The sequence below is a fragment of the Sinorhizobium sp. RAC02 genome (assembly GCF_001713395.1).
GTDB lineage: Bacteria > Pseudomonadota > Alphaproteobacteria > Rhizobiales > Rhizobiaceae > Shinella.
Map to the genome: position 1 here is coordinate 1,645,264 of NZ_CP016452.1, position 17,706 is coordinate 1,662,969.

At 63.5% G+C, this 17,706-nt stretch carries 18 protein-coding genes; 3 read left to right on the plus strand and 15 right to left on the minus strand.

What is annotated here, in order from left to right:
* Nucleotides 1-9 precede the first annotated feature (9 nt).
* On the plus strand, nt 10-1,386 hold the full coding sequence (locus BSY16_RS28655; RefSeq protein WP_286157278.1) for a mannitol dehydrogenase family protein: 1,377 nt from the start codon (nt 10-12) through the stop codon (nt 1,384-1,386).
* A gap of 34 nt (nt 1,387-1,420) precedes the next feature.
* Here the strand turns inward: BSY16_RS28655 and BSY16_RS28660 are convergent, their stop codons facing one another.
* From BSY16_RS28660 to ehuR, 15 genes are all read right to left on the minus strand, one after another.
* The gene (locus tag BSY16_RS28660; protein WP_083243163.1) at nt 1,421-2,125 is read right to left on the minus strand and encodes a GntR family transcriptional regulator; all 705 of its coding nucleotides are present in this window, start codon (nt 2,123-2,125) and stop codon (nt 1,421-1,423) included.
* A gap of 5 nt (nt 2,126-2,130) precedes the next feature.
* The gene (locus BSY16_RS28665) at nt 2,131-2,913 is read right to left on the minus strand and encodes an amino acid ABC transporter ATP-binding protein (RefSeq protein ID WP_069063153.1); all 783 of its coding nucleotides are present in this window, start codon (nt 2,911-2,913) and stop codon (nt 2,131-2,133) included.
* Nucleotides 2,910-3,569: an amino acid ABC transporter permease gene (locus tag BSY16_RS28670; RefSeq protein ID WP_069063154.1), complete on the minus strand. Its 660-nt coding sequence runs from the start codon at nt 3,567-3,569 to the stop codon at nt 2,910-2,912. The genes BSY16_RS28665 and BSY16_RS28670 overlap by 4 nt, the downstream gene beginning before the upstream one ends.
* Nucleotides 3,566-4,231 (minus strand): amino acid ABC transporter permease, encoded by a 666-nt coding sequence (locus BSY16_RS28675; RefSeq protein WP_069063155.1) that lies wholly within the window; start codon nt 4,229-4,231, stop codon nt 3,566-3,568. The genes BSY16_RS28670 and BSY16_RS28675 overlap by 4 nt, the downstream gene beginning before the upstream one ends.
* Before the next feature lie 57 nt (nt 4,232-4,288).
* A complete protein-coding gene (locus tag BSY16_RS28680) occupies nt 4,289-5,125 on the minus strand; it encodes a substrate-binding periplasmic protein (RefSeq protein ID WP_069063156.1) in 837 nt (278 codons plus the stop codon).
* 612 nt (nt 5,126-5,737) lie between these two features.
* Nucleotides 5,738-6,745 (minus strand): N(2)-acetyl-L-2,4-diaminobutanoate deacetylase DoeB, encoded by a 1,008-nt coding sequence (gene doeB, locus BSY16_RS28685; RefSeq protein WP_069063157.1) that lies wholly within the window; start codon nt 6,743-6,745, stop codon nt 5,738-5,740.
* Nucleotides 6,746-6,748: 3 nt separating this feature from the next.
* Nucleotides 6,749-7,930, minus strand: coding sequence for an ectoine hydrolase DoeA (gene doeA / locus BSY16_RS28690; RefSeq protein WP_069063158.1), 1,182 nt, complete (start codon nt 7,928-7,930; stop codon nt 6,749-6,751).
* Between the two features lie 34 nt (nt 7,931-7,964).
* A complete protein-coding gene (gene eutC / locus BSY16_RS28695; protein WP_069063770.1) occupies nt 7,965-8,954 on the minus strand; it encodes an ectoine utilization protein EutC in 990 nt (329 codons plus the stop codon).
* 5 nt (nt 8,955-8,959) lie between these two features.
* Nucleotides 8,960-9,967: a hydroxyectoine utilization dehydratase EutB gene (gene eutB / locus BSY16_RS28700; protein WP_069063159.1), complete on the minus strand. Its 1,008-nt coding sequence runs from the start codon at nt 9,965-9,967 to the stop codon at nt 8,960-8,962.
* A gap of 3 nt (nt 9,968-9,970) precedes the next feature.
* Complete coding sequence (gene eutA / locus BSY16_RS28705) at nt 9,971-10,747, minus strand: ectoine utilization protein EutA (RefSeq protein WP_069063160.1); 777 nt, start codon at nt 10,745-10,747, stop codon at nt 9,971-9,973.
* Nucleotides 10,747-11,409 carry an ectoine/hydroxyectoine ABC transporter permease subunit EhuD gene (gene ehuD / locus BSY16_RS28710; protein WP_069063161.1) on the minus strand — a complete coding sequence of 221 codons (663 nt, stop codon included), beginning with the start codon at nt 11,407-11,409 and terminating at the stop codon, nt 10,747-10,749. The genes eutA and ehuD overlap by 1 nt, the downstream gene beginning before the upstream one ends.
* Before the next feature lie 2 nt (nt 11,410-11,411).
* Complete coding sequence (ehuC, locus tag BSY16_RS28715; protein ID WP_069063162.1) at nt 11,412-12,071, minus strand: ectoine/hydroxyectoine ABC transporter permease subunit EhuC; 660 nt, start codon at nt 12,069-12,071, stop codon at nt 11,412-11,414.
* 209 nt (nt 12,072-12,280) lie between these two features.
* A complete protein-coding gene (ehuB, locus tag BSY16_RS28720; RefSeq protein WP_069063163.1) occupies nt 12,281-13,132 on the minus strand; it encodes an ectoine/hydroxyectoine ABC transporter substrate-binding protein EhuB in 852 nt (283 codons plus the stop codon).
* Between the two features lie 56 nt (nt 13,133-13,188).
* Nucleotides 13,189-13,974, minus strand: a complete 786-nt coding sequence (gene ehuA, locus BSY16_RS28725) for an ectoine/hydroxyectoine ABC transporter ATP-binding protein EhuA (RefSeq protein ID WP_069063164.1) — start codon at nt 13,972-13,974, stop codon at nt 13,189-13,191.
* Between the two features lie 122 nt (nt 13,975-14,096).
* A complete protein-coding gene (ehuR, locus tag BSY16_RS28730) occupies nt 14,097-15,482 on the minus strand; it encodes a MocR-like ectoine utilization transcription factor EhuR (protein WP_083243164.1) in 1,386 nt (461 codons plus the stop codon).
* A 102-nt stretch (nt 15,483-15,584) separates the two neighbouring features.
* Between ehuR and BSY16_RS28735 the strand changes: the two genes are divergently transcribed.
* The gene (locus tag BSY16_RS28735; RefSeq protein WP_069063166.1) at nt 15,585-16,067 is read left to right on the plus strand and encodes an Lrp/AsnC family transcriptional regulator; all 483 of its coding nucleotides are present in this window, start codon (nt 15,585-15,587) and stop codon (nt 16,065-16,067) included.
* 130 nt (nt 16,068-16,197) lie between these two features.
* Entirely contained in the window at nt 16,198-17,694 is a 1,497-nt protein-coding gene (locus BSY16_RS28740) for an NAD-dependent succinate-semialdehyde dehydrogenase (protein ID WP_069063167.1), read from the plus strand.
* The last annotated feature ends 12 nt before the right edge of the window (nt 17,695-17,706 follow it).

Consider the following 17,706-nt stretch of genomic DNA (forward strand, 5'->3'; position numbering starts at 1 on the left):
AAGGGGATTGTGCATCTCGGTCTCGGCGCTTTCGCGCGCGCCCATATCGCCGCTTACACCGACGGGGCGATTGCGGTCGCCGGGGGTGACTGGCGGATCACGGGGGTATCGTTGCGCGGCGAGGACGTGGCGAATACCTTAAACGTGCAGGATGGCCGCTACACGCTCATCGAGCGGGGAGAGACGCCCACGGCGCGCGTCGTCGCGTCGATTGCCGGTGTGATTGCCGGTAACGACCTGAGCAAGCGCGTGCTTGAGGCAATCTCGAACCCCACCTGCCGGATTGTCAGCATTACCGTCACGGAAAAGGGCTATGGCTTGCTCAGAAGCGGCGGGTGCGACGTCAGCCATCCGGCTGTCGCTGCCGATTTGTTGAACCCGTCATCCCCCCGGGGCGCGCTGGGCCTGATTGCCCAGGGCCTGGCACTGCGGTTTGCAAACGGCCTCGCGCCCTGCGCCGTGCTATGCTGCGATAACCTGCCGGAAAACGGCGCATTGCTTCGTGCGGCGGTGATAGACTTCGCGCGCCACGCGCATGGTTCGGCCCTCGCCGAGCGGATCGCCGCCGAGGTCTCCTTCCCTTCCACGATGGTCGACCGCATCACCCCGGCCGCGACGACACGGACGCGGGCGGATGCCGCCGCGCTGACCGGCTATGAGGACCAGGCGGCAATTGAGACGGAACCCTTCAGCCAATGGGTGATCGAGGACTATTTCCCGTCCGGCCGCCCATCGTGGCAGGACGCCGGTGCGATTTTCGTGCCGGATGTCGCACCCTACGAGAAGATGAAGCTGCGGATGCTGAACGGCAGCCATTCAATGCTCGCCTATGCGGGCTTCCTGAGCGGCAAGACCTATGTCTGCGACGTCATGGCGGATGCCGATCTGAGCAGGCTTGTCCGCCGGCATATGGAGGCAGCAGCAGCGACATTGCCGACAGTCGCGATGGATCTTGCGGCCTACGCGACATCGCTTTGTGAGCGTTTCTCCAATCCGGCCATCGCCCATGAGACTCGGCAGATCGCCATGGACGGGACGCAGAAACTGCCGCAGCGCATATTCGCACCCGCCTTCGAGATGCTCCAGCGTGGTGGAGACCTTGCTCCCTTCGCCTTCACCACGGCCGCCTGGATGCGCTACGCGCTCGGTCGGAATGATGCGGGGCAATCCTATCCGTTGAACGACCCGCGCGAGGGGGAGATTCAGGCGGCACTGGCAAGCATCACGACAGAAAGCCCGGCGACGGTCTTTTCGGCCCTGGCCGCGATACCCGACTTTCTGCCCGAGCAGCTTGCTCAAGGGGAATTTGCCGAAGCGACAATCGGGCGTCTGGAGCGGATTCTCGGGCTCGGCATGGTGAAGGCGATTGCCGCCGAAACCGAATAGGACCCGCCCAATCGCTCGGACGGGAAGGCCGGCGTCAAATGTCGTTGATGATGAGGCCCGGGTAACGGGCGGAAAGCTGTTCCGTCACCTTCAGAACTTCCGAGAGATGGTTGCGGACCGCTTTCTCCGCGGCTTCCGGGTCGCGAGCGCGAACGGCGGCGATCATCCGTTCATGCTGGTCGATCAGGACCGTAACGGGCGTTACGTTCGGGAGACTGAGGAAGCGCAGCCTGTCGAATTGTGCTTTTTCGCGCTCGAGCACGGCCCAAATGTCGCCAACGGCTATTCCATCGGCAAAGGCCTGGTGAAAGGCGTCGTCTGCTTCGGTGAAGCGGACAGGATCCTCGCCGGCCTCGCGCTGCTCCCTGATGATGCCGTCGAGTTTCGCCAGCACGTCAGCCGGCAGGCCGTCACTCGCGGCCTTGCGGAACACGGCGACCTCGATGGCTTCACGCACGAAACGTGCGCGCCACACGGCACGCAGCGATATCGGGGTTATCAGTGTGCCGCGCTGCGGCCAGACCTCGACCAGCCCCTCGTCGACAAGCCGTAGCAGAGCCTCGCGAACCGGCGTGCGGCTGGTATGAAACCGGCGCGCCAGCTCATTCTCGGAAACCTTGGCGCCCGGCATCAGCTGCAGGGTGATGATTTCGTTGCGGATGATGCCGTGAATGTCGTTGACGCTCGACGGCATACCGGCGACATCGCTGCTCCTGCCTGGTTGGCGCTGTACCGGCATGCGGTTCACCCGTCCCAACCTAGATGGCTGAGGAAGTCGCGGGTTCGGGTCGTCTGCGGCGCATCGAATATCTGCTGCGGCGGCCCCTGCTCCACGATCTGCCCGTTCGCGAAAACGACCACATGGTCGGCGACCCGGCGGGCAAAGGTCATTTCATGCGTTACCACCACCATCGTCATGCCGTCATCCGCCAACCGCTTCATCACGTTCAGGACCTCGCCGATCGTTTCCGGGTCGAGTGCCGATGTCGGCTCATCAAAGAGCATGACTTCAGGTTCCATTGCAAGGGCACGGGCGATGGCGACGCGCTGCTGCTGGCCACCCGAGAGGTTGGCGGGGTAGCTGTCCGCCTTGTCGGAAAGACCGACCTTGACGAGCAGGGCCTCTGCACGCTCGCGGGCCTTCTCCTCGCTGAGGCCGAGCACTGTCGTCGGCCCCATCATGATATTGCCGAGAGCGGTCTTGTGCGGGAAAAGCTCGAAATTCTGGAACACCATACCCATGCGCTGGCGGATGAACCGCGTCTTTCGCGGGTCCTTGGAGAGCGGCATGCCATCGAAATAAACCTCACCCGAGGTCATGGTCTCAAGGCCGTTGGTGCAGCGCAGCAGCGTGGATTTTCCCGATCCCGACGGGCCGATCAGGCAGACGACCTGGCCGCGACGTACGTCCAGAGTAACCCCGGCGAGCGCGACGAAATCGCCATATTGCTTGCGGACGTCGCGGTATTCGATCACGACATCGGGAAGCGCGGAGCCCTGCGTGAGATTTGCGGGCGTGTCAGTCATTCGGTGACCCCGTATTTGCGGTGGATCCAATCCACGATTTTGGCCTGCGGATAGCCGAGCAGCCAGTAGATAGCAGCCATCGCGGTGAGCATTTCGATGACCCGGAAGGACTGCGAGCGGATCTGGAGCGCGGTATGCGCGAGATCCCCGACGGCAATGACCGAGACCAGCGAGGTGTCCTTGAAGAGCGTGACCCAGGTGGTCGCCAGGATCGGCAGCACGCGGCGCCAGGCCTGCGGCAGCACGATCTTTCGGAACGCCTCGCCCTCGCTCATGCCGAGCGCCAGCCCGGCCTCGGTCTGGCCCTTGCGGATCGAGCGGATGCCCGAGCGAAAGGTTTCCGAATTGTAGGCCGCGTTGTTGAGGACGAGCGCCACCAACCCGGTGAGGAAGGGAGAAAAACCGACGCCCGTGAGAATCGGAAGCACATAGAAGGCCCAGTAGACGACCAGGATGATGGGAACGTTCCGCATCAGTTCCACGTAGCCCGTCGCGAGCGTGGACAACGGTTTCGACCGGGATTCCCGCAGCAGCGCCACGACGATGCCGCAGGGGACGGCGATCACCATCGTCAGCACGGTCAGGGCGATGGTGACGAGCGCTCCCTGCCAGAGAGCCCCCATGCTTTGCCAGATTATGGCCCAATCAAACGTCATGACCGCCCCAGGAAGGAAATGCGGCGATAGATCATGTCAACGCCTCTGGTGAGAGGGAAAATTACGAGGAAATACAAGATCATCACCGTGGTGAAGACCTCAACCGGCGCATAGGTCTGGCCGGCGACCGCGTCGGCGCGGCGCATGAGTTCCGGGACTGCAATGACCGTGGCGATGGCCGTATCCTTGACCGCAAGCGAGAGCAGCGAGCCGAAGGCCGGCAGCATTCTCACGACCGCCTGCGGCATGACGATCTTGCGCAGGATCTGTGCGCGCGTCATGCCGAGCGCCATGCCGGCGCGGACCTGCCCAGGCCGGACGGACTGGATGCCAGCCCGCATGACTTCAGCGACATAGGCCGCAAGATGGGCAGAAAGCGACAGCAAGGCCGACCAGAAGGGCGGAAGGCTGAGGCCCGTGGCGATCGGCAGCGCGAAATAGACCCAAATGAGCACCACGAGGACCGGGATCGCCCGCATCGAGTCGATGTAGAAGATAATGACAGCGCTCAGCCAGCGCGGGCCGTAGAGCCGCCCAAGCGTCAGCAACGTGCCGCAAACCGTGCTGAGCACCGCCACTCCGGCAGCGAGCAGAAGGGTGACCCCGAGCCCGCTGAGAAGAAAGCGCCAACTGTCCAGCACGGCGGAAAGGTTCAGTTCCATGGTCTCTCTCCGAAAGGAGCGCGGCCGGTGCTATCAGCGGCCGCGCCTCGTAGTCGCCTACATCTTGGCGACTTCGGCTTCCTCTTCAGCCTGCAGCTCAGGCAGCATCTTTTCGGCGAACCCGCGCAGCCATTCCACATATTCTGGCTGGTTCTTGTCGACGGCGAGGCCGATCTCGTTCACGGCTTCCGTGCTGCCCTGGCAATTGTTCTCGCGCGGCAGCGCCTCCAGGCCCTTAACCTTGCGCACCAGCGCGAGGTAGGGAATACGGTTGATCGGCGCGACGTCGGCGCGGCCGGCCATGATTTCTTCTACGGGAGCGGCCGTCCCGGCGCTCGTCACGCCACGCAGGGTGGCCTTCGGGAAGCGCTCCTTGACCCAGTTCTCTTCGCCGCCGCCCGTGAAATAGGCGATGGTGACGTCGGGATTGTCGAAGTCGTCCACTGACTTGGCATTGGCGACCTTCGGGTTCGAGGCCTTGCCGAAGACGCACAGCGAAGTGCGCGAATAGGTGACGAAGTCGACAACTTCCATGCGCTTCTTCGTCATCGACAGCGGGGAGATCGTCATGTCGACCTGATTGGCCGCCAGAACCGGCACCTTGGTTTCGTGGGAAACCGCAATCGGCACAAGCGTGACGCCCAGCTTTTCGGCATAGGCATTCGCAAGGGTCCAGGCCGGGCCACGCCAGGGCTCGCCTGCGCCGGTCGTGTCTTCGACGAGCCACGGCGGGTTCGCCAGCACGCCCACGCGAAGCTCGCCCGATGCCTTGATCGCGTCGATGCGCGCACTTGTTCCGGCGGCCGGAACTTCCTGCGCGAAAGCCGCAGACGCCATGAACGCCAAACCAGCGGCGGCACTGGCGACGATACGAATCTTGCTCAAATGAGTCATAGTCCTCTCCCTATGGGGCCTGTTGGATCCTCCCCAGGCGCATGATGTTTTCTAGTATACAAGATGAAACACAAAGGCAAGCTGCGCCGAAAAGATTCACTGGAGATGGTTTTAGGGCTGCAAGCGCGGCACCCGGAACCGACCTTTTGCGGTGCCGGAATGAGGCCGCGCAAGGCCAAAGGCTGCCCATCTGGAGGGTGGCGACGCGACGGTAGCCGAACTCCTTCACATCTCGGCTGAGACGGGATTGCTACTGGCGGGGGAACACCAAGCCGGGCGCAAGGCCGCGCCGGCAGAGCTGAAATCGTCGATCCTGGTCGAAAAAGCGGGAAAATAGACGACGCGGAGCTTCGTGCTTACGCAAAGTCCCCATCAAACCGCATTTCCCGCGAATGCAGGCTGCGAGACGTTTAGGCGAGCTATTCTCCGGCCCTCTTGGTGAAGGAGAATAATGATGGGCATCAGCCCCGATCTGATCCCGCAACGGGATCAGCCGATCAGACTGCCCAGCTGATATGCCGTTTGCGCTTCGAAGTATCATTTCTGCTAAGCGAGACAGCGGGCAACTTGACGTACAGGGTCAACCCAACGCCTTGCCGCCCACTGCGCTTTTCACGCCACGACAGTCGCCAACACACTGACGCAGTCGCCGGATTTCACCAGGCCCGGAAAATGCCGGGCGGTGAGAATGCCGCCCATTTTTGCCTTCACCTCCAGCGGTTGGGCACCGGTGCGGCCGACGGGATAGATGCGGGCAACGATGTCACCGTTCTTCAACTCATCGCCGAGATCGAAGAGTGGCTCGATAAGCCCGCCGTCCTCGGCGAAGGAGAAGCAATTGCCGTCCGGCATGTCGAGCCAGGTGGTCTGCCCCGTTTCGACCGTGCCCTTGAGGATGTCCGCCGCCTTCAGCACATTGGCAACGCCCTTTCTGGCAATGGCGGCGCTTTTGGCGGTGGCCGTGCCGCCGCCACCGAGTTCGGTGGTGATGAAGATCTTGCCCATGTCCTCGGCCGCCGTGTCGTACATGCCGACGGCGTCGATCTCCAGCATCTTCATCGACCAGGGTGCGCCAAAGGCGCGGACGAGGTCGAAGGCCTTTGCCTCCTGCACCTTGTCGGGTAGAATATGGGCCGCGCAGAACGGCAGGAAGTCGAGCGTCTTGCCGCCCGAATGGAAGTCGAGCACGATATCCGCAAGCGGCAGCAGCGTGCGCTGGAAATAGTCGGCGATTTTCTGGGTGACGGTCCCGTCCGGCGATCCCGGAAAGCTGCGGTTCATGTTGCCCTTGTCGATCTGCGAGGTGCGCGTGCCCGACAGAAACGCCGGGTAGTTCATCGCCGGCACGATGATCACGCGGCCCGTTACATTCTCTGCCTTCAGCGTCCGGGCGAGATCGAAGAGCGCGATCGGCCCCTCATACTCGTCGCCATGGTTGCCGCCGGTGAGAAGGGCCGTCGGCCCCTCCCCGTTTTTCACCACGGTCACCGGGATCATCACCGAGCCCCAGGCGGAATCGTCGCGACTGTAAGGCAGGCGCAGAAAGCCGTGCTGCACGCCGTCGGCCGAAAAATCGACCGTCGGGCTGATTGGTGAGGGGCGGAGTGTGCGTTCCGGCATGGCTCAGTCCTTCACGAGAAGCTTGCGCGGCACGTTGGCCAGGCATTCGACCCCGGTTTCGGTGATCAGGATGCTTTCCGTCGTCTCGAAACCCATGTCTTCGAGCCAGAGGCCTGTCATGAAGTGGAAGGTCATGCCGGGTTTCAATTCGCTCCTGTCGCCGGGGCGCAGGCTCATCGTGCGCTCGCCCCAGTCCGGCGGATAGGAGACGCCGACGCCGTAGCCCGTGCGGTTGTCCTTCACGATGCCGTATTTCTTGAGCACGGCGAAGAAGGCATTGGCGATGTCCTCGCAGGTATTGCCGGGCCGCGCCTTTTCCAGCCCCGCCTCCATGCCCTCAAGCGTAGCCTTTTCCGCGTCGAGAAATGCCTGCGTCGGCTTGCCGAGGAAGACCGTGCGTGAAAGCGGCACATGGTAGCGGTTGTAGCAGCCGGCGATCTCGAAGAAGGTGCCCTCGCCGGATTTCATCGGCCGATCGTCCCAGGTGAGATGCGGCGCGGACGCCTCTACTCCCGAGGGAAGCAGCGGCACGATCGCCGGGTAGTCGCCGCCGATGCCGTCCACGCCGCGCGTGCCGGCGTCATAAATTTCCGCGACGAGATCGCACTTGCGCATGCCGACTTCGATCGTGTCGAAGATGCGCTGGTGCATCTTTTCGACGATGCGTGCGGCATTGCGCATGTATTTGATTTCCGTCTCGCTCTTGACCGCACGCTGCCAGTTGACCAGGGCCGTGGCGTCGACGAAGCGGGCATTCGGCAGGTGTTTCTGCAAGGAGGCGAAGGCCGCGGCGGAAAACCAGTAATTGTCCATCTCGACGCCGATCGTCAGCCTGTCGAGACCGCGCTCGGCAAGCTTGGCCGAGAGATAATCCATCGGGTGCCGCTCTGTGGACTGCACGTAGTGATCCGGATAGCCGATGATGTTTTCGTGTTTCAGATAGGCGGTGAATTTCGCGCCGCTGGCATCCTGTCCTCGGCCGTACCAGATCGGCTCGCCCGTCGGCGGCACGACGACGCATTGGTGCACGTAGAAGGACCAGCCGTCATAGCCCGTCAACCAGTTCATGTTCGACGGGTCGCTTGCGATCAGCACGTCGATGCCCTTGGCTTCCATCGCCTTTCGCGTCTTTTCAAGACGCGCTTGATATTCCGGAAGTGAGAACTTCAGGTTCGCTTGTTTCATCGGTGTTTCCTCTGTACCCGGCGAAAAGCCGGTCTCAACTCTCGAAGGTCGTGCCGGCATCCGTTGCGGCGGCGCGAGCGGCAGCAAGGGTTGCGATGGCCGTGTCCTGAATGCCCGTGCCGGTAAGATCCGCCACGGTGATCTGCTCGGGGCCGGTGCGGCCCGGTTTGCGCCCGGCGATGATCTCGCCGAGTTCGGGAAAAAGGGTGCCCTCCGTCACCAGTCCAGCCTCGATGGCGTGGTGCAGTTCGCCGAGCCGACGCGTCTGCCTGAGACTGTCGGCGACGTAGAGGCCGGCGCCGGTGATGATGGCCGGCGCGATCTCGTTCTTGTGTTCGGCATCCGAGCCCATCGCCGTGACGTGCTGGCCGGGCTGCAGCCATTCGGCCTGGAGGATCGGCGTTTCGGAGGGCGTAGTGGTGACAACGATATTGGCGCCATCGACCGCTGATCGGCCATCGGTTTCCACCCGCACAGGGAAGCCAAGTTTCAGCGTCAGGTCCGCAGCCGCCGCCTCTGCCTTTGCCAAGTCCCGCGCCCAGATGCGCGCCTCACGGATCGGTCGGACAAGGCTCAAGGCTTCGAGTTGCAGCTTTCCCTGCATGCCGGCACCGAAAATGGCGGCGACCCCAGCATCCGGCCGTGAAAGGTATCGGGCGGCGACCGCGCCGGCGGCGGCGGTACGCACATCGGTCAGATACCCGTTGTCGAGCAGCACGGCCTGCACGAGGCCGGTCCTGGTCGAGAACAACACCATCAGTCCGTTGGTGCTCGGCAGGCCGATCTTCGGATTGTCGAAGAAGCCGGGGCTGATCTTGATGGCAAAACCGTCGAGACCCGGCACATAGGCCGTCTTCACATCCACCTCGGCACGCTGCTCGGGCATGTCAAGCCGCAGGATCGGCGGCATGACGACGGCTTTGGTGGCGAGTGCGTGGAAGGCGTCTTCCACGCAGGCAATCGCCTCGATGTCGAGTGGAACGATGCGGCGCAATTCCGCTTCGGTGAGTATCTTCATCTTCATCTTCGTCACGCCGCGTCCTCCGCAAACGGATCGGCCTTGCCATTGATGACCCGCTGGTGCAGGCCCATGTCCACATTGCGGCCGGAGAGAATGACAGCCACCGGGCCGTCCAGTCTGCCGAGCCGCCCGGAGAGCAGCGCCGCGATACCGACCGCCCCCGCGCCTTCAACCACCTCGCGCTCCTCGGCATAGGCATGTCGCATGCCGGCGGCGATTTCGGCCTCCGAAAGCAGGATCACGTCGTCGAGTAAGTCCCGGCACATCGTAAAGGTCACGGCATTGTCGAGGCCGATGCCGCCGCCGAGTGAATCCGCAAGGCTCGCCACTTCATCCACCTGCACCGGCCGCCCCGCGTCAAGGCTCGCTTTCATCGCCGCACCGCGATCCATGGTGAGGCCGATCACGCGCGTCTTCGCCGACCGGCCCTTCACCGCCGCGGCGACACCCGCAGCCAGCCCGCCGCCGGAAAGCGGCACCAGCACGACTGCTGCATCGGGCATGGCCTCGATGATCTCCAGCCCCAACGTGCCCTGCCCCGCCACCACGGCGGGGTTATCGAAAGGCGGCACCATGACGAGACCGTCTTCAGCAACCAGCCGTTCTACCTCGACCTGCGCCTCGTCCTGCGATTTGCCGATGATGCGCACAGTCGCGCCGAGCCCATGGATTTCCGCAATCTTGTTCTCCGGCACGAGCCGGGACATGCAGATCGTCGCGCTCGAACCTTCCGCCTTGGCGGCATAGGAAAGTGCACGACCATGATTGCCCGTCGAGGCGGCGACGACACCTCTCGCCCGCGCTTCCGGCGAAAGCGAAAGCACGGCGTTCGTTGCGCCGCGCAACTTGAAGCTGCCGGTCGTCTGGTGGTGCTCCAGCTTTAGGCCGACCGGCACGCCGCAGCGCTCGGTGAGCGAAACCGAAAGGACAAAGGGCGTGCGCAGGATGCGCCCCTCGATGCGCCGGGAAGCCTGCTCGATATCCGCCAATGTCACGGGATGGTTTTCATGTGCCATGACTTACCGACCCGAATAGGAGAGTGTCATGAGCCGGCCAAGCTCCGGCCGTGCGGCTTCATCACCACAAAGGCGCAGGCAGGCCCAGGCCGTGGCCAGGTTGCTGGTAACCACCGGCTTGCCGATGGCAGCCTCGATCTCGGCCGCGACGCCGGCCGCGCGCACGGCCGTGCACGAAATGAAGAGCGCGTCGCTATCGGGTGCCGTTGCCTCCTTTGCAAAGGCGACGATTTCGACGGGGGAAATACGCGCCATCTCGCGGTCATCGGAGAGACCCAGGCAGGTGAAGCGGGCGATGTCGAAGCCGAGCGCCAGGAAATAATCGGCCATCGGCCGGCTAGTTTCGAGCGTATAGGGCGTGAGCACGGAAATACGCCTGGCGCTGAACGCCTTCAGGCCGGAAGCAGCGGCCGCGGTGGGCGTGACGACGGTGGCTGTCGGCTTGGCAGCCCTCACCGCCGCCTTCACCTGCGCATCGCCGATGACGACCGAGGCGGAGGTGCAGGAATACATCACCACGTCGAGCGGTTCATCCGGCAGGATGAGGGCCGCACCCGCCGTCAGCGACGGCTGCATGGCGCGCAGGTTCTCCGGCGTCACCGGATTGGCATAGGGGATGCGGGTCGCATAGACGCCGATGCGGTCGCTTCCTACCATGCGCTGGAAATCCACCTCCGTCGTGTGATCGGTCGCGAGAATGATCAGGCCGACGCGTTTGGCCAGCGGGCGATCGTCGAGTTTTGGCGCACGAGAGGCGAGCGTGAGATCAAGTGTGTGCATCAGCGTTCCTCCACACGGGCATAGCGCTCTTCCAGCCAGCGCAGGAAGACGACGGAGATCAGGCTCATGATCAGGAAGAAGACACCCACCATCGTCATCGGCTCGATATAGCGGTAGCTGCTGTTGGCGACGCTTTTCGCCTGGTTCATCAGTTCGAGCACCGTGATGGCGGAGAGCAGCGGCGTCTCCTTGAACATGGCGATCAGATAGTTGGCGAGCGCCGGGATCATCGGCGGGATCGCCTGCGGCAGGATAACGTGGATCCAGGTCTGCCGGCTGGAGAGGTTCGTCGCCTTCGCCGCCTCCCACTGGCCGCGCGGCACGTTCTCGATGCCGGCGCGGTAGACTTCCGCCGCATAGGTACCGTAGTGCAGGCCAAGGCCGATGACACCGGCGAGCAGCGCCGGCAGGCGGATGCCGATATCCGGCAGCACGAAGAAGATGAAATAAAGCTGCACGAGCAGCGGCGTGCCGCGAATGAACTCGACGATGAAGCCGGTGACCTTGGCGATCGGCTTTGGTGCGGTCATGCGCAGGATCGCAAAGACGAGGCCGATGACCGCAGCGACCGTCGCGCCAAGCACGGTCGCGAGAATGGTGATCTTCAACCCTTCGAGGAGGGTCGGCATGATTTCCCAGACGAATTTCCAGTCCCATTCCATCGTCAGGTCCTCACGCCATCAAGGCCGCGGGTGACGCGCCGTTCCAGCCAACGCATGCTGGTGGAAATCGCCAGCGCCATCAGGAAATAGAGCACGAGGATCGTCGCGAAGGGGATCAGCGTGCTGCCGGTCTGCGCGCGCACAACCTGCGCCTGAAATGTCATGTCTGTAAGCGAGATCAGCGAGACGACGGCCGTACCCTTCAGAAGCTCGATCGCATTGTTGCAGAAGGTCGGCAGCATCAGCGGCAGGGCCTGCGGCAGGATGATATGGCGCATGGCCTGGCCGCGCGTCAGGTTGAGGGCTATGCAGGCCTCGCGCTGTTCGCGGCCGATCGCCTTGACAGCGCCGCGCACGACCTCCGCGCCGTAGGCGCCGACGTTCAAGCCAAGCGCCAGCACACCGGCCTGGAGCGGCGAGAGCGTGACACCGGCAAAGGGCAGCACGAAATAGACCCAGAACAACTGGACGAAGATCGAGGTGCCGCGGAAGAACTCGATATAGGTGGTGGCGAGCACGCGCACCGCCATGAAGCGACTGACGCGGCCGAGCCCAGCAAGGAACGCCATGATGACGGCAAGCACCGAGCCCATGACGGTGAGCTGAAGCGTCACCAGCGCGCCTTGCAGGATCAGCCCTATATAGCCGGACCAGTCGGTCATCTTCGTTGCGTTCCGTTCATTGAGATATCTCTCACCGAAGTATCCCCCTCATCCGCCTGCCGGCCCCTTCGCCCCGCCGGGGAGAAGGGGTTGCCGCACCGGACTGCTTAACAGTCGGGCTGGAGGAAACCGGTTGCCACAAGTCCCTTCTCCCCGGCGGGGAGAAGGTGCCGGCAGGCGGATGAGGGGGCTATTTGCTAGCCCGATGTTTACTGCGCCGCGCAGAGTTTATCGCGGTTCGTCGACATCGCGGCTGCGGCTGAGAAGCCGTAGGGCTCGATGAGCTTGGCGAACTCGCCGGATTCCTTCAGCTTGGCCAACTCGACGTCGAAGGCGTCGCGAAGTGCCTCTTCGCCCTTCCGGAAGGCCGCACCGTCGCAATAGACCGGCGCGCCCTCAACCGGGGCCACGACCTCGACATTCGGATCGTTCGCCTTGGAGACGAGATCGTTGATCGAGAGCACCGGCAGCGAATAGACGTCGATGCGCCCGTCCTGCAGCATCTTCAGGCCGCTCTGGCCATCCGGCACCACGATGACGCGGTCGCGCGGCACGCCGGCTTCGAGCGCCAGCTTCTCTTCCGTGCCGCCGCCCGGCGCGCCGATCTTGGCGTCTGGATTGTCGGCGATGTCCTTGTAGCTCTTCAGCTTGAGCGGGTTGCCCTTCTTCAATGCGAAGGCTTCGGCGTCGCAAAGGATCGGCTGAGAATAGGCGACGGCGGCGCAACGCTCCGGCTTCATGAAGAGGCCGGCGGTGATGACGTCGTGGCGGCCGGCCTGGAGGCCCGGGATCATTGCGCCATATTCCGAAATCGACGCCACGATGTCGGCAACGCCGAGGCGCTTGAAGACTTCGCGCGCAACATCCGGTGCCGCGCCGGAAACCTTGCCGTCAGCAGCAACCGCCGTGAAGGGCGGCTCGTTGGCGATGGCCACGCGGGCGAAACCCTGCTCCTTCAACTCTGCAAGCTTGCCATCATCCGCCGAAGCCGGCGTGGCGGCGACGATTGCCATCAGCGCGCTGGCGCCCGCGGCCATGGTCCAAAAATGTCTGGTCTTCATTGTTCCTAACTCCTCTGGTTGTTGCTTGGAGCAATTCTCTTGAGGTGCCTTGGCCCTCAGACGCGGTGCCCTGCCGCGATGATCTTGCGCAGGAATGTCTGCGTGCGCTCCTGCCTGGGATTGCGGAAAATCTCGTCCGGCTTGCCTTCCTCGACGATCTTGCCGCGGTCGAAGAAAAGAATGCGGTCGGCAAAATCGTGGGCAAAACCCATCTCGTGCGTGACGAGCAGCATCGTCATGTCGGTCTCGGCGGCGAGCTTGCGCATGACGTTCAACACCTCCTCGACCAGTTCCGGGTCGAGCGCCGAGGTGACTTCGTCGAACAGCATGATCTTCGGCGAGAGCGCGAGGGCGCGGGCGATGGCAACACGCTGCTTCTGTCCGCCGGACAATTGCGCGGGCATGCTCTTCGCCTTATCCGCGAGGCCCACCATGTCGAGAAGCTCCATCGCCCGCTTCTCCGCCGCGGCCCGCGCGACGCCCTTGGTAAGCATCGGCGCGAGCGTGACATTGTCTAGAACGCATTTGTGCGGAAAGAGATTGAAGTGCTGGAAGACCATGCCGATCTTCTCGCGCATCCGGTGCAGGTGGCGGTCATCCGCCGGCACGAGGCTGCCGTTCTTCGGCATATGGTAGAGCTGGTCGCCCTCGACCTCGATATGTCCGCCGCTGATCGTCTCCAGCGTCATCAGAATGCGCAGGATCGTCGTCTTGCCGGAGCCGGAAGGGCCGATAAGCGCAAGCTTCTCGCCCGGCAGCACCTCCATCGACAACCCGTCGAGCACGGTCAAGGGACCGTAGCGCTTGGTGATGTTATCGATGCGGATGATGGGTGCGGCCATGCATGTCTCTCCCTGTCGGGACAAGTGATGGCCTAACGATGCGCGGCGATACAAATCATGTCAATCCGAATAATAATCTCATGACAATTATTGTTTCAACGCCTATTCGACGGGCAATTGCCTCAAATCGCGAGCAGCAAGGCTTCCGGATTTCCGCTGGCCAGTGAAGCCAGAATGCCGAGGCCGGTGCGAAGTTCCTGCTCGGTCGTTGAGCCCAGCGAGATGCGAACGGCCGGGTGCCAGTGCTGATCGCAGGTGCGGAAGGAGGATCCGGGGGCAATCGCCACGCCACGCAGGCGGGCCTGGGAAACGAACCCTTCCTCGGTGTGCCCCTCCGGCAGCGGCAGCCAGACATGCAGGCTCTGCGGATGGGAATGATAGGGCAGACCGGCAAAGGCCTCTTCGGCAATGGCATGGCGAACGCCAAGCGCCCGGCGCTGCCAGTTGACCAGCTCCATCGCCGTACCGTCGCTGACCCAGCGGGTGGCGATCTCGGCAATCGACGGCGTCGCCATCCAGTTGGAGACGAGGTGGCGATTGGCGACGGCGGCGATATAGCGGTCGGGGGCCGTAAGGTAGCCGATGCGCAGGCCCGGCACGGTGATCTTGGTGAAACTGGTGATGTAGAGCGTGCGCTCTGGCGCATAGGCCGCAAGCGGCGGAGGCCGGCCCTCGACCAGCGGCCCCAGAATATCGTTTTCGATGATCGCGATGTCGTGGCGTCGTGCAACATCCACAAGCGCCTGGCGGCGTTCGGCACTCATCAGCGTAGCCGTGGGGTTGATAACGGAAGGCTGCAGAAAAACCGCCCGGATCACGCCTTTGCGGCAGGCGTCGTCCAGCGCCTCCGGGATCATGCCGTCGTGATCGATCGGCAGGCCTTCGAGATGAAGGCCCAGATAGGTGGACAGCGGCACTAGCGTGTGGTGGCTGATTGCTTCCGTCGCGACGGTCGCGCCGGGCGGCGCCACACTCATCAAGGCCACCGTCATGCCCGAGGTCGCGCCATTGGTGAGGTTGATGTTGAGCGGTGAAATCTCGAGGCCGCAGCGGGCCAGCCATTCGGCGGCTACGGCGCGGTGACGCGGGAACACCATGTTCGGCCGGAAGGAAAGCGCCGAACTCGACGGCAGGTTTTCCGCAAGCCAGCCGAAGGCCTCGCGCATGCGCTCCAGATGAAGCTGCTCGCAGACGGGCTTCAGGATCGACAGATCGACCAGTTCGCCAAGCCGCTCCGGCAGGTAGGGCGGCTCCGGTTCCTTCGGCCGGGTCTGTACGAAGGAGCCGCGGCCGACCTCGCCGGAGATGAGGCCACGGCGGATCAACTCGTCATAGGCGCGGCTGACGGTCTGCACGGAGAGTTTCAGGTCGTCGGCGAGCTTGCGGTGTGGCAGAAGGCGTGTACCGTTCGGCAGCAGCCCTTCCTGGATGGCGCGGGCGATCTGCTCGGCAAGAGAGAGATAGGCCGGCCGGCGCAATTGGGATATATCGGGACGCCAACTTGTCATGATTTCAACAGTGCTCAAATTCAGTTCAATTGACAACGCCAAAATGCCTTTCCATTGTCTTTTTCTCAGCTTTGACATGATACCCGCCCGGAGGGCGACCGCATGAAACTCGACGCCATTGACCTGCGCATCCTGGAGGCAATCCAGGAGAACGGGCGCATCACCAAGCTGGCGCTGGCGGAGAAGGCAGGCCTTTCCCCCACCCCCTGCTGGCTGCGTCTGCGCAAGCTGGAGAAGGCAGGCATCATTTCGGGCTATCATGCGCGCGTCGCCGTGCGCCGCGTGGCGCCCGTCGCCAGCGTCATGATGGAGGTGACGCTCGCCAACCATCGCCAGGCGGATTTCGACCGTTTCGAACGGGCGGTGGCGACGACGCCGGAGATCGTCGCCTGCTGGTCGGTCGGCGGCGGCGTCGATTATATCCTGAAGATCATGGCGGCGGATATCGACGCCTACCAGCGCCTCGTCGACAGCCTGCTCGACCGCGAACTCGGCATCGATCGTTACTTCACCTACATCGTCACCAAGACGGTGAAGGAGGAAACCGTCCTGCCGCTAACGACGCTGCTTCCCGCCTCCGAATGAGGCTTTCGTAGAGAGATTGTCTACGGACGGCCGCCGATTTGGCCAAAGTCTCTGCGTCTCGCCCCGGCAATAGACAATCTGCCGCCCGGCCTCTGGCAGACTCCTTCGCACCCAGCCAGAGGAGGCCGCCATGACTGCCGTATTTGCCCGGACGACATTCCACGACGCGCTTGCCCGCCTCGCCGACCCGCACCTGTTGCGCGAACTTTCCTATGTCGGCGGCCGCTGGGTGGCCGGCCGCGACGGCAACAGTTTTAGCGTGACCGACCCTGCCTCCGGCGCACCGCTCGCCTGGGTCGCATCCCTCGATGCGGAGCAGACGACGGACGCCGTTTCTGCCGCCGCCACTGCCTTTCCGGACTGGCGGGATCTGCTGCCGCAACAGCGCGCAACCATCCTTCGCAAATGGCACGGGCTGATCCTCGAAGCGCGCGAAGACCTCGCGCTGCTGATGACGCTCGAACAGGGCAAACCACTCGCCGAATCCCGCGGCGAGATCGACTATGCCGCCTCCTTCATCGAGTGGTATGCCGAGGAGGGCAAACGCCTTAACGCCGAAAGCGTGACCAGTCACCTGCCCGGCGCCGAGATGATCGTGCGCCGCGAGGCGCTCGGCGTCGTCGGCATCGTCACGCCGTGGAACTTCCCCTGCGCCATGATCACCCGCAAGGCTGCGGCGGCGCTTGCAGCCGGCTGCACGGTGGTCGCGCATCCCTCCAGCGAAACGCCGCTCTCGGCACTGGCGCTGGCCGAACTCGGCGAGCGGGCCGGCATCCCGGCCGGCGTCTTCAACGTGGTGACGGGCGACGCCGCAACCATCGTCGGCCGCATGAACGCCGATGCACGCATCCGGGCGATGAGCTTCACTGGCTCAACGGAGATCGGCAAGCTGATTGCCGGCCAGTGTGCGCCCACCATGAAGCGGCTGGTGATGGAACTCGGCGGCCACGCGCCGCTGATCGTTTTTGCCGATGCCGATATCGACAAGGCCGCCGACATTGCGATCAACGCCAAGTTCGCCACCTCCGGCCAGGACTGCCTCGCCGCCAACCGTATCTATGTTGAGCGCCCCGTGCTTGCCGCCTTCACAAAAGCCTTCAAGGCGCGCATCAAGGCCCTGAAAGTCGGCGGCGGACTTGAAGCGGATGTCGAGATCGGCCCGCTGATGCACGAGCGGGCGATTGCCAAGGTTGAGGAACAGGTCGCCGACGCTCTGAAGCACGGCGCGACGCTGCTGACCGGCGGCAAACGTCACAAGGCGGGTCCACTGTTCTATGAGCCGACACTGCTGACGGATGTCTCCGACGATACGCTGATCATGCGCGAAGAAACCTTCGGCCCGGTCGCTGCCGTCACTGTTTTCGACAGCGAGGTAGAGGTCGTCAAGCGTGCCAATGACACCGAATACGGTCTCGTCGCCTATGTGGTCACCGAAAACGGCGCCCGCCAGATGCGCCTTGCCCGCGCGCTGGAATACGGCATGGTGGCGGTCAACCGCGTCAAGATCACCGGCGGGCCGATCCCCTTTGGCGGCTGGAAACAGTCGGGCCTCGGCCGCGAGGGTTCACGCCACGGCATGGAGGCCTTTACCGAACTCAAATATCTCTGCATCGACACGGCCGCCTGATCCCGGCGCCAA

Excerpts from the sequence above, each read along its gene's own strand:
- ehuR (WP_083243164.1), bottom strand. The coding sequence starts at position 15,482 with ATGACAAGTTGGCGTCCCGATATATCCCAATTGCGCCGGCCGGCCTAT.
- BSY16_RS28665 (WP_069063153.1), bottom strand. The coding sequence starts at position 2,913 with ATGACTGACACGCCCGCAAATCTCACGCAGGGCTCCGCGCTTCCCGAT.
- BSY16_RS28680 (WP_069063156.1), bottom strand. The coding sequence starts at position 5,125 with ATGACTCATTTGAGCAAGATTCGTATCGTCGCCAGTGCCGCCGCTGGT.
- BSY16_RS28670 (WP_069063154.1), bottom strand. The coding sequence starts at position 3,569 with ATGACGTTTGATTGGGCCATAATCTGGCAAAGCATGGGGGCTCTCTGG.
- eutB (WP_069063159.1), bottom strand. The coding sequence starts at position 9,967 with ATGGCACATGAAAACCATCCCGTGACATTGGCGGATATCGAGCAGGCT.
- ehuB (WP_069063163.1), bottom strand. The coding sequence starts at position 13,132 with ATGAAGACCAGACATTTTTGGACCATGGCCGCGGGCGCCAGCGCGCTG.
- eutC (WP_069063770.1), bottom strand. The coding sequence starts at position 8,954 with ATGAAGATGAAGATACTCACCGAAGCGGAATTGCGCCGCATCGTTCCA.
- BSY16_RS28740 (WP_069063167.1), top strand. The coding sequence starts at position 16,198 with ATGACTGCCGTATTTGCCCGGACGACATTCCACGACGCGCTTGCCCGC.
- BSY16_RS28735 (WP_069063166.1), top strand. The coding sequence starts at position 15,585 with ATGAAACTCGACGCCATTGACCTGCGCATCCTGGAGGCAATCCAGGAG.
- BSY16_RS28660 (WP_083243163.1), bottom strand. The coding sequence starts at position 2,125 with ATGCCGGTACAGCGCCAACCAGGCAGGAGCAGCGATGTCGCCGGTATG.
- ehuA (WP_069063164.1), bottom strand. The coding sequence starts at position 13,974 with ATGGCCGCACCCATCATCCGCATCGATAACATCACCAAGCGCTACGGT.
- ehuC (WP_069063162.1), bottom strand. The coding sequence starts at position 12,071 with ATGACCGACTGGTCCGGCTATATAGGGCTGATCCTGCAAGGCGCGCTG.
- eutA (WP_069063160.1), bottom strand. The coding sequence starts at position 10,747 with ATGCACACACTTGATCTCACGCTCGCCTCTCGTGCGCCAAAACTCGAC.
- doeB (WP_069063157.1), bottom strand. The coding sequence starts at position 6,745 with ATGCCGGAACGCACACTCCGCCCCTCACCAATCAGCCCGACGGTCGAT.
- BSY16_RS28675 (WP_069063155.1), bottom strand. The coding sequence starts at position 4,231 with ATGGAACTGAACCTTTCCGCCGTGCTGGACAGTTGGCGCTTTCTTCTC.
- doeA (WP_069063158.1), bottom strand. The coding sequence starts at position 7,930 with ATGAAACAAGCGAACCTGAAGTTCTCACTTCCGGAATATCAAGCGCGT.
- ehuD (WP_069063161.1), bottom strand. The coding sequence starts at position 11,409 with ATGGAATGGGACTGGAAATTCGTCTGGGAAATCATGCCGACCCTCCTC.